The sequence below is a fragment of the Allobosea sp. genome (assembly GCF_035999205.1).
Lineage (GTDB): Bacteria > Pseudomonadota > Alphaproteobacteria > Rhizobiales > Beijerinckiaceae > Allobosea.
In genome coordinates this window covers 152654-166385 of the sequence record NZ_DASYHA010000021.1, presented here as the reverse complement: position 1 = coordinate 166385, position 13732 = coordinate 152654, and the positions used below count along the sequence as shown (strand labels likewise).

General features: G+C 67.3%; 13 protein-coding genes and 1 tRNA gene. 3 read left to right on the top strand and 11 right to left on the bottom strand.

The window, feature by feature from the left end:
* Positions 1-38: 38 nt before the first annotated feature.
* Positions 39-1061 carry a tRNA dihydrouridine synthase DusB gene (gene dusB, locus VGN82_RS11450; protein WP_414644274.1) on the bottom strand — a complete coding sequence of 341 codons (1023 nt, stop codon included), beginning with the start codon at positions 1059-1061 and terminating at the stop codon, positions 39-41.
* Between the two features lie 150 nt (positions 1062-1211).
* Here dusB and VGN82_RS11445 point away from each other — a divergent pair, with 150 nt between their 5' ends.
* Both VGN82_RS11445 and VGN82_RS11440 read left to right on the top strand, forming a co-directional pair.
* Positions 1212-2423 (top strand): bifunctional 2-C-methyl-D-erythritol 4-phosphate cytidylyltransferase/2-C-methyl-D-erythritol 2,4-cyclodiphosphate synthase, encoded by a 1212-nt coding sequence (locus VGN82_RS11445; RefSeq protein ID WP_327527143.1) that lies wholly within the window; start codon positions 1212-1214, stop codon positions 2421-2423.
* Positions 2424-2426: 3 nt separating this feature from the next.
* The gene (locus VGN82_RS11440) at positions 2427-2921 is read left to right on the top strand and encodes a CinA family protein (RefSeq protein WP_327527142.1); all 495 of its coding nucleotides are present in this window, start codon (positions 2427-2429) and stop codon (positions 2919-2921) included.
* An 8-nt stretch (positions 2922-2929) separates the two neighbouring features.
* Here VGN82_RS11440 and VGN82_RS11435 read toward each other — a convergent pair whose 3' ends face one another.
* From VGN82_RS11435 to VGN82_RS11390, 10 genes are all read right to left on the bottom strand, one after another.
* Positions 2930-5047 (bottom strand): fused MFS/spermidine synthase, encoded by a 2118-nt coding sequence (locus VGN82_RS11435; protein WP_327527141.1) that lies wholly within the window; start codon positions 5045-5047, stop codon positions 2930-2932.
* Positions 5048-5091: 44 nt separating this feature from the next.
* Entirely contained in the window at positions 5092-5571 is a 480-nt protein-coding gene (locus VGN82_RS11430; protein WP_327527140.1) for a type II toxin-antitoxin system RatA family toxin, read from the bottom strand.
* Between the two features lie 6 nt (positions 5572-5577).
* Complete coding sequence (gene lipA, locus VGN82_RS11425; RefSeq protein WP_327527139.1) at positions 5578-6585, bottom strand: lipoyl synthase; 1008 nt, start codon at positions 6583-6585, stop codon at positions 5578-5580.
* Between the two features lie 117 nt (positions 6586-6702).
* Positions 6703-6981: a GlsB/YeaQ/YmgE family stress response membrane protein gene (locus VGN82_RS11420; RefSeq protein ID WP_327527138.1), complete on the bottom strand. Its 279-nt coding sequence runs from the start codon at positions 6979-6981 to the stop codon at positions 6703-6705.
* Positions 6982-7061: 80 nt separating this feature from the next.
* Complete coding sequence (locus tag VGN82_RS11415; RefSeq protein ID WP_327527137.1) at positions 7062-7400, bottom strand: GlsB/YeaQ/YmgE family stress response membrane protein; 339 nt, start codon at positions 7398-7400, stop codon at positions 7062-7064.
* Positions 7401-7592: 192 nt separating this feature from the next.
* Positions 7593-9032 (bottom strand): dihydrolipoyl dehydrogenase, encoded by a 1440-nt coding sequence (lpdA, locus tag VGN82_RS11410; RefSeq protein ID WP_327527136.1) that lies wholly within the window; start codon positions 9030-9032, stop codon positions 7593-7595.
* Between the two features lie 13 nt (positions 9033-9045).
* Complete coding sequence (locus tag VGN82_RS11405; RefSeq protein ID WP_327527135.1) at positions 9046-10362, bottom strand: pyruvate dehydrogenase complex dihydrolipoamide acetyltransferase; 1317 nt, start codon at positions 10360-10362, stop codon at positions 9046-9048.
* A gap of 14 nt (positions 10363-10376) precedes the next feature.
* A complete protein-coding gene (locus VGN82_RS11400) occupies positions 10377-11774 on the bottom strand; it encodes a pyruvate dehydrogenase complex E1 component subunit beta (protein WP_327527134.1) in 1398 nt (465 codons plus the stop codon).
* A 57-nt stretch (positions 11775-11831) separates the two neighbouring features.
* Positions 11832-12932 (bottom strand): pyruvate dehydrogenase (acetyl-transferring) E1 component subunit alpha, encoded by a 1101-nt coding sequence (gene pdhA / locus VGN82_RS11395; RefSeq protein WP_327527133.1) that lies wholly within the window; start codon positions 12930-12932, stop codon positions 11832-11834.
* A 179-nt stretch (positions 12933-13111) separates the two neighbouring features.
* Entirely contained in the window at positions 13112-13423 is a 312-nt protein-coding gene (locus VGN82_RS11390; protein ID WP_327527132.1) for an FtsB family cell division protein, read from the bottom strand.
* Between the two features lie 193 nt (positions 13424-13616).
* On the opposite strand from VGN82_RS11390, the gene VGN82_RS11385 reads away from it, so the two are divergent.
* Positions 13617-13691 (top strand) — tRNA-Lys (locus VGN82_RS11385).
* The last annotated feature ends 41 nt before the right edge of the window (positions 13692-13732 follow it).

Sequence of the window (13732 nt, the reverse complement as noted above, 5' to 3'; positions counted from 1 at the left end):
TCTCGGCGAACGCCATCGTCATACGCGTTACCCTTGGTTCAGGCCGCAGCGCGGCTGTCGTCGTGGAGAAACAGCCGCGTCAGTGCATCGAGGACCTGACGCGGCTGATCCGACGTCAGGAGGATGCGGCGAAGGTCGGCGTCGGCCGTAGCGCCGCTCGCGACCGCCTCGTCGGCATAGGCTGCCAGATGTTTCCGCGCATGGCGCACGCCATGCGCCTGCCCCATCAGGCTGAGCAGGCCTTCATAGTGCTCGCGTGCGACGGCGAGCTTCTGCGCCAAGGAAAGGGACGCAGGCGATCGGCCGGCGAGCTCGGCACCGATCGCGCCGACCAGCCAGGGCCGCCCGAGGGCCGCCCGGCCGACCATGACGAAATCGGCACCCGACTGCGACAGGCAGGCCCTCGCATCGGCAACGTCATGGATGTCGCCATTGGCGACGAGCGGGAAATCGCCCACCTCGCGCACGGCGCGGATCGCGGCCCAGTCGGCCGTGCCCTTGTAGAATTGCTGCCGGGTACGCCCGTGCACGGTGATCATCTGGGCACCTGCGGCCACCGCACGCCGCGCCAGTTCCGGCGCGTTGCGCGAGTCATCGTCCCAGCCGAGGCGCATCTTCACCGTGACCGGCACCTTGACGGCGGCGACGGCCGCCTCGACCAGCGACAGGGCGTGGTCGAGATTGCGCATCAGCGCCGATCCGGCCCAGCCGCCTGTGACCTTCTTGGCCGGGCAGCCCATGTTGATATCGACGATCGCGGCACCATTGGCCTCGGCCAGGCGCGCGGCCTCGCCGAGCCAGTGCGCATCGCAGCCGGCAAGCTGGACGACATGCGGAAACAGCCCCGTCCCCTCGGCCCGGAGCCGATATTCCTCGTTGCCGCGGACGAACTCGTCGGACGCCACCATTTCGGAGACGACGATGCCAGCGCCATGGCGCGCTGCGATGCGGCGCATGACGATGTCGGTCACGCCTGACATGGGCGCCAGGAAAGCGCCCGAAGCAAGCCCCGCGAGAGGCAGCACACTCACGTCAGCGCCCGCATTTGAGGCAATCTGCATTGTGCATATTTATTGGACATTGCTGCATGAGCGCAAGAGCCCTTTCCGGATATTGCACTGCGTCATCGCCGCACCCTTGCCGCACCCTTTCGGGGCTTGGCGATCCCGGCGTCGGCGACTATCACCGAACCTCATGCAGGACCAATAGCCGTGCCCGCCGAACGACATGACACGCCCCGCCCCATAGCCGCCCTCGTCGTTGCGGGCGGTCGCGGCCTTCGCGCCGGAGGCGATGCACCCAAGCAATACCGCCTGATCGAGGGACGACCGGTTCTTGGTCATGCCCTGGCGCCGTTTTTGGCGCAGCCGGCTATCGAACGGATCGCGGTGGTGATCGGTTCGGGCGACGAGGCGCGCTATGCCGACGCCGTCGCCGGCATCGCCGACGATCGGCTGGCGCCACCGACGCCCGGCGGACAGACGCGCCAGGATTCGGTCCGGCTCGGGCTCGAGGCGCTGGCGAAAACCGGCTTCGACGGCGATGTTCTGGTGCACGACGCCGCCCGCCCCTTCGTCTCCGCCGCATTGATCGGCAATGCGGTCGCGGCGATCGCGTCCGAGGCCCTGGCGGCGATCCCGGCCCTGCCAGTAACCGACACCATCAAGCGGATCGACGAGGCCGGCCGCATCGTCGAGACGCCACCGCGTGACCGGCTCGTCAGCGTGCAGACACCGCAGGCCTTCCGCTTCGCCCCGCTCCTGGCCGCACATCGCGCCGCCTTGGCCGCCGGGTGCGACGGCTTCACCGACGACGCCGCCCTGATGGAATGGGCCGGGCATGTCGTCGCCACCTTTCCGGGAGAGGCCATCAACGTGAAGCTCACCCATCCAGAGGACTTCGCCCGGGCCGGCGGGACCGGCGGGGGGCCGCTCGTCGTGCGTGTGGGCACCGGCTACGATGTCCATGCCTTCACCGATGGCGACCATGTCTGGCTGGGCGGCGTCCGTATCGCGCACGACCGCGGCGTGCTGGCGCATTCCGACGGCGATGTCGCGCTGCACGCCCTGACCGATGCGCTGCTCGGCGCCCTGGCCGAAGGCGATATCGGCACGCATTTCCCGCCGAGCGATCCGCAATGGAAGGGAGCGGCCTCGCATCGCTTCCTGAGCTTCGCGGCCGACCGCGTCCGCCAGCGCGGCGGGCGGATCGACTTCCTCGACCTGACCATCGTTTGTGAGGCGCCGAAGGTCGGGCCGCATCGCGAGGCGATCCGCGAGACCATTGCGACGGCAGCCGGAATCCGGATCGGGCAGGTCGCGATCAAGGCCACGACCTCCGAACGGATGGGCTTCACCGGACGCAAGGAGGGGCTGGCCGCGCTCGCTACTGCGACGATCCGCCTGCCGGAAATCGAGGGCTGACAGATGTTCGACGCCGAGACGACAAGCCTTGCGACCGCGGTCCTGGAGGCCTGCCGCGCCAGAGGAGCGACTGTCGCGACGGTCGAATCCTGCACCGGCGGCCTGGTCGGCGGCGCACTGACGGCGATAGCCGGCTCCTCGGACGTCGTCCTCGGCGGGCTGATCACCTATTCGAATGCCGCGAAGGCAAAACTCGCGGCGGTGCCGCTTGAACTGCTCGAAAGCCATGGTGCGGTCAGCGAGCCGGTGGCCCGTGCCATGGCCGCGGGCGGATCCGCCGCGCTGTCCGCCACCTACGCCGTAGCGATCACAGGTGTCGCGGGGCCGGGAGGCGGCAGCGCCGCCAAGCCGGTCGGGCTGGTCCACTTCGCCTGCAGCGGCCCGAATGGCAGCGAGCACAGGGAAATGCGCTTCGGGCCTCTGTCGCGCGACGAGATCCGGCGTCGCTCCGTGCTGGTCGCGCTCGAGATGCTGCGCGTTGCCTCCTCCGACACCTGAAGCGCGCTTCAGTTCGCGAGCTTACGCCAGATCGCACCGATCACATCGGCATAATCGTCGCGCCAGGCGCGGGCGATTCCAGGCGCGTCCTGCCGAACCCAGCCTTGCTCTGCCGGCAGGCGGACATCCTCCTCGCGTCGCGCGACCATGGCGACATGGGGCGAGTACTTCATCTGCGCCAGCAGGTCAGGGGTCTGCTGTCGCGACCTGATCCAGGTCGTCAGGCTCTTGGCATGAGCGGTCGCCGTCACGATCGGCGCGAGGTCCATGTTGCGGTTCGAGATGTGGAACAGCACGGCCCCGTTCGGCTTGAGCTTGGCGAGATAGAGCCCGATCGCTTCCGTCGTCATCAGATGAATCGGGATGGCATCCGACGAGAAGGCGTCGACGACGATCAGGTCGAGCGAACCGTCGGCCGCATCGGCCAAGGTCAGCCGCGCGTCGCCGAGAACGAAGCGCGCATCGGGCGCGCACGAACTGAAGAAGCTGAACCGGGACGGATCGGTCGCCATGCGCACGACCTCCGGATCGATCTCGTAGAAGGTCCAGCCCTCGCTTTGGCGCATCTGGCAGGCGAGCGAGCCGGTCCCGACGCCGATGGCGGCGACACCGTCCAGCTTGCCGCCGCGGGCCTGGCGCACCGCGTCGATGCCGTCGGCAATCGCACCGCCCGTGAAGTAGTAGGAGAGCGGCTCAGGCCGGCCGGTCACCTCGGTTCCGTCATCGTTGCGCAGGCGCTGCGCGCCATGGACAGTGCTGCCATGGACAAGGGTGCGGAAGCGGCCATCCGCGCTGTCCGTGATCTTGTTGACGCCGAAGAAGGAGCGGATCGAGTCGGTGCGCTGCTGCTCCGTGGCGACGAGCGAGCAGAAGCCGACGAGCGCAAGGCCGGCTAGCCCGAGCTGCACGAGGCGCGGCAGGCGGATGGTCGTGAAACCCGGCCGGCACAGCACGCCGGCGATGATCAACAGCGGATACTCGACGACCGAGTTGAAGATCGCCGGCGCGATCAGGCCGCAGAACAGGCCGCCGAGGACGCCGCCAACCGACATCCAGAGATAGAACTGCGTCAGATTCGCGGCATCCGGGCGGCGTCGGGCGAGTTCACCATGCGCCACCATCGCCGTGGCGAAGAACAGGCCAAGGTGCAGGGCGAGTTCGCCGCCCCAACCGAGCTTGATCTGCAAAGCCATCCGCAGCAGCAGGACGGCCACGAGCACTAGCTGCGCCGTGAGCATCCAGCCCGGCTGCAGCAGCGGCCTGCGCTGGAAGACGATGACGAAGGTCAACAGGAAGAGCGCGAGCGGCACGACCCAGAGCAGCGGCACCGAGGCGACATCTGTGGAGAGATGGGCTGTCACCGCCACGAGGAGCCCCGACGGAACGAAGGCAAGCGCGACCCAGCCCAGCTTCTGCCGTGCCGGGACCATCGTCGGGACGAGGGCAGATCCGCCCCCCGTCGACGACGCCTCGATGGAGCGGCCGAGGCCGAGCCCGGCGCATGCGGCGATGCCGGCGAGCAGCAGGCCAAAACCCCAGGCCCAGCTCGTCGCCTGGCCAGAGAGCGTCAGGAACGGCTCGACCAGGAAGGGGTAGGCGATGAGCGCGAGGAAGCTGCCGACATTCGACGCCGCGTAGAGGAAATAGGGATCGCTCGCATGCGGATGGCCTGTGCGCGCGAACCAGGCTTGGAGGAGCGGCCCGTTCGCTGCGACTGCGAAGAACGGCAAGCCAACGGAGGCCATGAACAGCATCACCAACCAGAGCGCCTCGCCTTGCTGCGGCGGGCGCTCGAAACCGGAGGCGATGCCGATGGGCAGCGCCGTCAGCAGCACCAGCCCCATCAGCGCGATGTGGATCAGCGCCGCGCGGCGGACGGTGCAACGGCTGACCAGCCAGTGGGCGTAGCCATATCCCGCCAGCAGCATGGCCTGGAAGAACACCATGGCGACCGACCAGACGCCCGGCGAACCGCCGAGGCGCGGCAGCACCATCTTGGCGAACATCGGCTGGATGCCGAAGAGCAGGAACGCGGAAAGGAAGATCGTGCCGGCGTAAAGCGGCAGCGTCGCTGCCAGGCGGCGGTCCTCGAACCGGGCAACCGCATTCGTCGTTGGCGCATCCATGCGATGTCCCCGGCTGTTTTCGCGGGAACATTGGCAGCAACAGCTTAAGGCGCCGTCACCGAAGCTTTCGTTGCGTCACGGCCATAGACGAGGTCCGCCCGGCGTTCGAAGGCTTCGGCGAACTTGTGGAAGGCCTTGTCGAACATCGCTCCCATCAGCAGCCCGAGCATGCGGCTGGCGAACTCGTAGGAGATGAAGAAGCCGATCTCGCAGCCCTTGGGGTCAGGCTTGAATGTCCAGCGGTTCTCGAGATAGCGGAACGGGCCGTCGACATACTCGACCAGAACCTTGAGGTTCCCGGGATCAAGTGTGACCCGGCTGGTGAAGGTTTCGCGGATCGCCTTGTAGCCGACGGTCATGTCGGCCAGCAGCACCTCGCCGCCGCCTTCGCGCGGCGTCCGGCGGCGCACCTTCAGCCCCTCGCAGAGCGGCAGGAACTGCGGGTACTTCTCGACATCCGCGACGAGCGCGAACATCTGCTCGGGCGTGTGCTTCACCCGGCGGGTATTGTTGAACATCGGCATGGCGGGTCAGCCGGCGGTTTTTGCCGCCCGGGCGTCGCGCAACCGCGCGAAATCCTCGCCGGCATGGTGCGAGGAGCGCGTCAGGGGCGTCGAGGACACCATCAGGAACCCCTTCACATAGGCGATGGCCTCGAAGCCCTTGAACTCGTCGGGCGTGACGAAGCGGATCACGGCGTGGTGCTTGCGCGAAGGGGCGAGATACTGGCCGATGGTGATGAAGTCGACATCGGCCGAGCGCAGATCGTCCATCAGCTGCAGGATCTCGTTCCGCTCCTCGCCCAGGCCGACCATGATGCCGGATTTGGTGAAGATGGTCGGGTCGAGCTCCTTGACCCGCTGCAGCAGGCGCAGCGAATGGAAATAGCGCGCGCCGGGACGCACGGTCAGATACTTGCCCGGCACCGTCTCGAGATTGTGGTTGAAGACGTCGGGCTTGGCCGCGACCACGACCTCGAGCGCACCGGGCTTGCGCAGGAAGTCCGGCGTCAGGATCTCGATCGTCGTCTTGGGCGAAGTGGCGCGGATCGCGGCAATGACGCGGGCAAAGTGCTCGGCGCCACCATCCTTCAGGTCATCGCGATCCACCGAGGTGATCACGACATGCTCGAGGCCTAGCTTGGCGACGGCCTCCGCGATCTTGCGGGGTTCCTCATGGTCGAGCGGCTGGGGAACGCCGGTCTTCACATTGCAGAAGGCGCAGGCCCGCGTGCAGGTGTCGCCCATGATCATGAAGGTGGCGTGCTTCTTCTCCCAGCACTCGCCGATGTTCGGGCAGCCGGCTTCCTCGCAGACCGTCACCAGCTTCTCGGCCTTCACGATCTTCTGCGTTTCCGCCCATTTCGGCGAACCCGGCGCCTTGACGCGGATCCAGTCCGGTTTGCGCAGGATCGGGTTCTCCGGCCGCTTCTGCTTCTCCGGATGGCGCAGCTCCGCCGGCGCGGAGGAGGCCTCCGCCTTCGGGTTGCCGATATTGGGCCGCGGATCGCGGTTGAGCAGATCGAGGACGAGAGCCATCGGGACAAATCCATCGCGGTGGCTCAGGGGCCGCCGCCCGCCCTCTAGCTAATCGCCCCGGCGCCGCAGGGCAACCTCGGGCGGTCCCGCCTGACGCCATCCGGGCATGCTGAGGCGTCAATTGCGACCGCGTGCCGCGTTCCAGATCACGATGACGATGACGGCGCCGCTGATGGCGGCAGCAAGCGTGCGCCAGAAGCCGAAGATCCGGATATCCAGCAGCTCCGCGAGGCGGCTGCCGAGGAAGGAGCCGGCGACGCCGACCAGCATGTTCGTGAAGAGCCCGTGGTCGGAGGAGGTGATCTTCTCGGCGATCCAGCCAGCGAGCATGCCGATCAGGATGGTCGCGAAGAAGCCATAGCCCGGCTGGGCCATCGTGGCGGCGAAGCTTTCCATGTTGCGTAGTCCCCCAAAGCCAGTCGCAGCCGACATCGGCGCGCGCGTCCTGACAACGGCGACGATGCTAGGAGGTTCCCTCAGGCGATGAAACGTGCCAGCAGGACGACGAGGATCGCGCCGATCACCGCCATGGCGCCCTCGTCGAGCAGGCGTTTGCCGGTGCTGACCCGCCAGCCGGTCAGCCTTACCAGGCCCTGCCCGACCAGCATGCCGAGCAGGCCGACGATCGCATGACGTAGCAACCCGCCGCCTCCGACGACGAAGCTCGCAACGAAGCCGGCCACCGTGCCGAACGCGACCGTCGGCGCGATCACGCGCCAGTCGAGCACGAGGCCGCGGCCAGGCGGAAGGATCTCGACCTTGTCGTCGGGGACGACGCGCTCGGTGTCGCGGGGCTTGCGGGTGCGTGGCGGCATCGACCGAGTATGTCGATGGTCTGGCCGAAAATCGAGAGCGTTGGACCGTTTCGCGGAGGAACCTCCGCGTCATCACGGACGCAGCGAAGCGGAGCTCCGGGATCCATCGTAGAGCTCCGGAGCCCTCCGACGGATCCCGGGGCAAGCCCGGGATGACGACGGTGGCTCCGAGCGAAAGACCTCGACGCGACCTTACGCGTTCAGCACCTTGCCATAGGCGTCGAGCACGCTTTCCTTCATCGTCTCCGACAGGGTCGGATGCGGGAAGATGGTGTGCATCAGCTCTTCCTCGGTCGTCTCGAGGTTCATCGCGACGACGAAACCCTGGATCAGCTCGGTGACTTCGGCGCCGACCATGTGGGCACCGAGCAGCTTGCCGGTCTTGGCGTCGAAGATCGTCTTGACCAGCCCCTGGTCCTCGCCGAGCGCGACCGCCTTGCCGTTGGCGACGAAGGGGAAGCGGCCGACCTTGAGCTCATGGCCGGCGGCCTTCGCCTTGGCCTCGGTCAGGCCGACGCTGGCGATCTGCGGATGGCAATAGGTGCAGCCCGGGATCATGTTCTTGTCCATCGGGTGCGGATGCAGCCCCTTGATGGCCTCGACGCAGATGACCGCCTCATGCTCCGCCTTGTGCGCCAGCATCGGCGGGCCGGCGACGTCGCCGATCGCATAGACGCCCTTGACGTTGGTGCGGCAGAGCCCGTCGATCGCGATGAAGCCGCGATCGGTCTTCACGCCGACGGCCTCCAGCCCGATGTTCTCGACATTGGCGACGACGCCGACGGCCGAGATCATCCGGTCTGCCGTGATCGTCTGCTTGGCGCCCTTCTCGTCCTCGATATGGGCGGTGATGCTGTCGGCGCCCTTCTCGACCTTGGTGACCTTGGCGCCGGTCAGGATCTTCATGCCCTGCTTCTCGAAGGCCTTGCGGGCGAAGGCGCCGATCTCGGCGTCCTCGACCGGCACGACCTGCGGCAGCACCTCGACGACCGTCACCTCGACGCCCATCGTCCGATAGAACGAGGCGAATTCGATGCCGATGGCGCCGGAGCCCATGACGAGCAGCGACTTCGGCATCTTCTCGGGCTTCATCGCCTCGAAATAGGTCCAGATCAGCTTGCCGTCCGGCTCCAGACCCGGAAGCGCGCGCGGCCGGGCGCCGGTCGCCACGATGATGTGGTCGGCGGTGTAGGTGCCCTCGCCCTTGGCGTTCTTCGGCGGCGGCACCTGCGGCTGCTGCGCCGGCTTCTTCGTCGGGGCGACCTTGATCGTGCCGGGCTTGGTCAGCACCGCCTCGCCCCAGATCACGTCGACCTTGTTCTTCTTCATCAGGAACTGGACGCCGTTGTTCATCCGGGCCGCGATGCCGCGCGAGCGCTGGACGATGGCGGCCAGATCCGCCTTGAACGAGCCTTCGAGCACAAGCCCGTAATCCTTGGCGTGCTGGCCATAGTGCAGAATCTCGGCCGAGCGCAGCAGCGCCTTGGTCGGGATGCAGCCCCAGTTCGAGCAGATGCCGGCGAGATGCTCGCGTTCGACGATCGCGGTCTTGAAGCCGAGCTGCGCGGCGCGGATGGCAGCGACATAGCCGCCGGGGCCGGAGCCGATGATGATGATGTCGTAGTCAGCCATGGTCAGGCTCCCCTCAAACCAGCATCGCCATCGGCTTCTCGATATAGCCCTTGAAGGCCGCCAGCAGCTCGGCACCGAGCGCGCCGTCGACGGCACGGTGGTCGGTCGAGAGCGTCACCGACATCACCGTCGCGACCGCGAGCTGGCCGCCCTTCACCACCGCGCGCTGCTCGCCCGCGCCGACCGCCAGGATCGTCGCATGCGGCGGGTTCACCACGGCTGCGAAGTCCTTCACGCCGAACATGCCGAGATTCGAGACCGCCGTTGTGCCGCCCTGATACTCCTCGGGCTTGAGCTTGCGGCTCTTTGCGCGCGCCGCCATGTCCTTCATCTCGTTCGAGATCTGCGACAGCGACTTGTGGCAGGCGTCGCGGATGATCGGGGTGATCAGCCCGCCGGGGATCGCGACGGCGACGCCGACATCGGCGTGCTTGTGCTTGAGCATGGTGTTCTCGGTCCAGCTCACATTGGCATCCGGCACCGCCTTGAGCGCCAGCGCCAGCGCCTTGATCACCATGTCGTTGACCGAGAGCTTGTAGGCCGGCTTGCCGTCCTTTTCCGGCGCCGCGGCGTTGAGTTCGCCGCGCAGCTTGAGCAGCGCGTCGAGCTCGCAATCCACCGTGACGTAGAAATGCGGGATGGTCTGCTTCGACTCGGTCAGGCGGCGCGCGATGGTCTTGCGCATGCCGTCATGCGGGATCTCCTCATAGGAGCCCGGCTCGAACAGCTTCTTGACCTGCTCGTCCGACGGGCCGGTCGCCAGAGGCGCGGCAGCGGGCTTCGCGGCGGCGGCGGCCGCCGGAGCCGCTGCGGGAGCAGCCTTGGCGCCGCCACCGGCCTTCGCCGTCTCGATATCCTTCTCGACGATGCGGCCATGCGGGCCGGAGCCCTGCACCTTCGACAGGTCGAGCCCGGCCTCCTTGGCGAGGCGGCGCGCCAGCGGCGAGGCGAAGGGGCGCTCTCCGGAGGCAGCGGCAGGCGCAGGGGCGGCGGCGGCGGCCGGCGCGGCCTTCGGCGCCTCGGCCTTGGCAGCCTCCGGCTTGGGGGCCTCGGCCTTGGCCGGCGCGGCGGCCGCCTTGGCGTCCTCGCCCTCGGCCGCGATCACGCCGATGACCTCGTTGACCGCGACATCGGCCGTGCCTTCCGGCACCACGATCTTGGCGAGGATCCCCTCGTCGACCGCCTCGACCTCCATGGTCGCCTTGTCGGTCTCGATCTCGGCGATGATGTCGCCGGACTTGATCGTGTCGCCTTCCTTCTTCAGCCACTTGGCGAGATTGCCCTTCTCCATGGTGGGGGACAGAGCGGGCATCAGGATGTTGGTCGGCATCGGGCAGCCCTCTCTCAGCGATAGCAGACGGCCTTGGCCGCCGCGACGACCTCGCCGATGTTCGGAAGCGCGAGCTTTTCGAGGTTCGCCGCATAGGGCATCGGCACGTCCTTGCCGGTGACGCGGGCGACGGGCGCGTCGAGATAGTCGAAGGCCGCCTCCATGATCTTCATGCCGATCTCGGCGGTGACGCCGGACTGCGGGAAGCCTTCCTCGACGGCGACGCAGCGATTGGTCTTCTGCACCGAGGCAACGACGGTCTCGATGTCCATCGGGCGGATCGTGCGCAGGTCGATGACCTCGGCCTCGATGCCCTCCTTGGCCAGCGCCTCGGCCGCACCGAGCGCGTAGGTCATGCCGATGCCGAAGGAGACGATGGTGACGTCGCTGCCCGGCCGCACCACCTTGGCCTTGCCGATCGGCACCAGGAAGTCCTCGCTCTTCGGAACCTCGAAGGTCCGGCCGTAGAGGATTTCGTTCTCGAGGAAGATGATCGGGTTCGGATCGCGGATCGCGCTCTTCAGCAGGCCCTTCGCATCGGAGGCGCTGTAGGGCATCACCACCTTGAGGCCGGGCACGTTCGAGTACCACGCGGCGTAGTCATGGCTGTGCTGGGCGCCGACGCGGGCGGCCGCGCCGTTGGGGCCGCGGAACACGATCGGGCAGCCCATCTGTCCGCCGGACATGTACAGCGTCTTGGCGGCGGAGTTGATGATCTGGTCGATCGCCTGCATGGCGAAGTTGAAGGTCATGAACTCGACGATGGGCCTCAGGCCGGTCAGCGCCGCGCCGACGCCGATGCCGGCGAAGCCATGCTCGGTGATCGGGGTATCGATGACGCGCTTGGCGCCGAATTCCTGCAGCAGCCCCTGCGTGACCTTGTAGGCGCCCTGGTACTCCGCGACCTCCTCGCCCATGACGAAGACGTCGCCATCGCGGCGCATCTCCTCCGCCATGGCGTCACGCAGCGCCTCGCGGACGGTCATCGTGACGATCTCGGCCCCGGCCGGGAATTCCGAGGAGGCGTCGTAGGATTTCGCCTGGGCCGGCACGGTCGCCGGAGCAGTGGCGGCCGGGGCTTCCGCGGCAGGTGCGGGCGCAGCCTTCGCGGCGGGAGCCGGCGTCGCCTTCTCCTCGCCAACCGGCACGCCCGCGGCGTCGATGTCCTCGCCCTCGGCCGCGATGACGCCGATCGGCGTGTTGACGGCGACGTTCTCGGTGCCGTCGGCGATCAGGATCCGGGCGAGGATGCCCTCGTCGACCGCCTCGACCTCCATGGTCGCCTTGTCGGTCTCGATCTCGGCGATGATGTCGCCGGCCTTGACCTTGTCACCCTCGGCTTTCAGCCATTTGGCGAGCTTGCCCTGCTCCATGGTCGGCGAAAGGGCAGGCATGAGAATGTCGATCGGCATGTACGCACCCGGAATGATTGCACGAGGCGGAAAGGGAGAGGCGGGGTTACGAAGGCGTCAGGCCTTCGCCGGCTCCAGCAGGATGTCCGTGAAGAGCTCGGAGACATCCGGCTCCGGATCATGCGTCGCGAACTCGGCCGCGTCGTTGACGATCTCGCGCACCTTGGCGTCGATCGCCTTGAGCTCGTCCTCGCCGACCTTGAACTCGCGGGTCAGGCGGCCCCTCACCTGCTCGATCGGGTCGTGCTCCTCGCGCATGCGCTGGACCTCGTCCTTGGAGCGGTACTTCGCCGGGTCCGACATCGAGTGGCCGCGATAGCGATAGGTCTGCATCTCGAGGATGTAGGGACCCTTGCCCGTGCGGGCATGCTCGATCGCCCGGTTGGCCGCGTCGCGCACGGCGCGGACGTCCATGCCGTCGACCTGCTCGCCCGGGATGCCGAAGGAGACGCCGCGACGCGAGAAATCGGTCTGCGCCGAGGCGCGGTTGACCGCCGTGCCCATGGCGTAGCGGTTGTTCTCGATCACGAACACGACCGGCAGCTTCCAGAGCTGGGCCATGTTGAAGCTCTCATAGACCTGCCCCTGATTGGCGGCGCCGTCGCCGAAATAGGCGAGCGAGACGCGGCCATCCTCGCGATACCAGTTGGCGAAGCCGAGACCCGTGCCGAGCGAGACCTGCGCGCCGACGATGCCGTGGCCGCCATAGAAATTCTTCTCGCGGGAGAACATGTGCATGGAGCCGCCCTTGCCGCGGGAATAGCCGCCCTGCCGGCCGGTCAGCTCCGCCATCACGCCGCGCGATTCCATGCCGCAGGCCAGCATGTGGCCGTGGTCGCGATAGCCGGTGATGACCTGGTCGCCTTCCTTCGACGCCATCTGCATGCCGACGACCACCGCTTCCTGCCCGATATAGAGATGGCAGAAGCCGCCGATCAGGCCCATGCCGTACATCTGGCCGGCCTTCTCCTCGAAGCGGCGGATCAGCAGCATCTCGCGATAGGCGTGGAGATCCTCGTCCTTGCTGAAGACAGGGATGTTGCTGGGCGCTGGCCCCGTCGCCTTCTCACTGCCGGACTTTCCGGAACGCGCCTTCGCCGGCTTAGCGGCGGCTTTGGCTTGGGCGGGAGCTTTCGTCTTGCGCGCGGCAACGGCCATCGGCGGTCCTCCAAGGAACATACGACCTTGGTTGTAGAGGATCGCAAAACCCTTGGCGAGGCGGCTATCTCGCATTGCAGCATGAGCCAAGCCTCTGCAATGAAAGGATTTTCTTGAAGTAACTGAAATCCAGTTAATCGATACGCATGGGACTATTTGCCGGCGTTTTCCAGCGCTTTTCAGCGCCCCATGAGGATAACGTCGTTGCGGTGGACGCGGCCGAGGGTCTCGCGCGCGCGCTCCTCCAGCACGTCTCGGTCGACCGCCTCGTCGCGCACCAGCGCCAGGCGCTGCTCCCAGAGCTTGCGCTCGGCCGTCAGGCCGGCGAGCTCGGCCTCCATCTCGCGCAGCGAGCCCTGCAGGGTATCGCGCGCCTCTAGGCCACGCGCGCCGTGCCGGGCATGGAACATGAAATAGCTCACCGCCGCGCCCGACACGAGGTAGAGCGCGAGCGCGATGAGGACGGATCTGACGCCGCGGCGGATGACCATGGTCGCAGGCTATGGCGGGTTGGTTTATCGCGCGTTAACGGCCGGCACCAAAGCCCGTCGCGCGGCGCGCTGGCCTGACGCTTTGGCCGCCGCCGGCCTTCGCGTTGTCCTTGGCGGGCAGGCTTTTCCCTGGGGGCAGTCCCTCGCCATGGTTGACCACGCCACGCCGCCTCCGTATGTCAGCGCGCAGTGAGGGCGGGTAGCTCAGTGGTAGAGCACGTGACTTTTAATCATGTGGTCGAGGGTTCGATCCCCTCCCCGCTCACCACCGCAAGCCGGAAATCCGCGCATCCATCAGCCTGAAGCGCC

What these genes read in the sequence shown, in the direction of transcription:
- dusB (WP_414644274.1), bottom strand. Translation starts at nt 1,061, where the DNA reads ATGCAGATTGCCTCAAATGCGGGCGCTGACGTGAGTGTGCTGCCTCTC.
- VGN82_RS11440 (WP_327527142.1), top strand. Translation starts at nt 2,427, where the DNA reads ATGTTCGACGCCGAGACGACAAGCCTTGCGACCGCGGTCCTGGAGGCC.
- VGN82_RS11435 (WP_327527141.1), bottom strand. Translation starts at nt 5,047, where the DNA reads ATGGATGCGCCAACGACGAATGCGGTTGCCCGGTTCGAGGACCGCCGC.
- VGN82_RS11430 (WP_327527140.1), bottom strand. Translation starts at nt 5,571, where the DNA reads ATGCCGATGTTCAACAATACCCGCCGGGTGAAGCACACGCCCGAGCAG.
- lipA (WP_327527139.1), bottom strand. Translation starts at nt 6,585, where the DNA reads ATGGCTCTCGTCCTCGATCTGCTCAACCGCGATCCGCGGCCCAATATC.
- VGN82_RS11420 (WP_327527138.1), bottom strand. Translation starts at nt 6,981, where the DNA reads ATGGAAAGCTTCGCCGCCACGATGGCCCAGCCGGGCTATGGCTTCTTC.
- VGN82_RS11415 (WP_327527137.1), bottom strand. Translation starts at nt 7,400, where the DNA reads ATGCCGCCACGCACCCGCAAGCCCCGCGACACCGAGCGCGTCGTCCCC.
- lpdA (WP_327527136.1), bottom strand. Translation starts at nt 9,032, where the DNA reads ATGGCTGACTACGACATCATCATCATCGGCTCCGGCCCCGGCGGCTAT.
- VGN82_RS11405 (WP_327527135.1), bottom strand. Translation starts at nt 10,362, where the DNA reads ATGCCGACCAACATCCTGATGCCCGCTCTGTCCCCCACCATGGAGAAG.
- VGN82_RS11400 (WP_327527134.1), bottom strand. Translation starts at nt 11,774, where the DNA reads ATGCCGATCGACATTCTCATGCCTGCCCTTTCGCCGACCATGGAGCAG.
- pdhA (WP_327527133.1), bottom strand. Translation starts at nt 12,932, where the DNA reads ATGGCCGTTGCCGCGCGCAAGACGAAAGCTCCCGCCCAAGCCAAAGCC.
- VGN82_RS11390 (WP_327527132.1), bottom strand. Translation starts at nt 13,423, where the DNA reads ATGGTCATCCGCCGCGGCGTCAGATCCGTCCTCATCGCGCTCGCGCTC.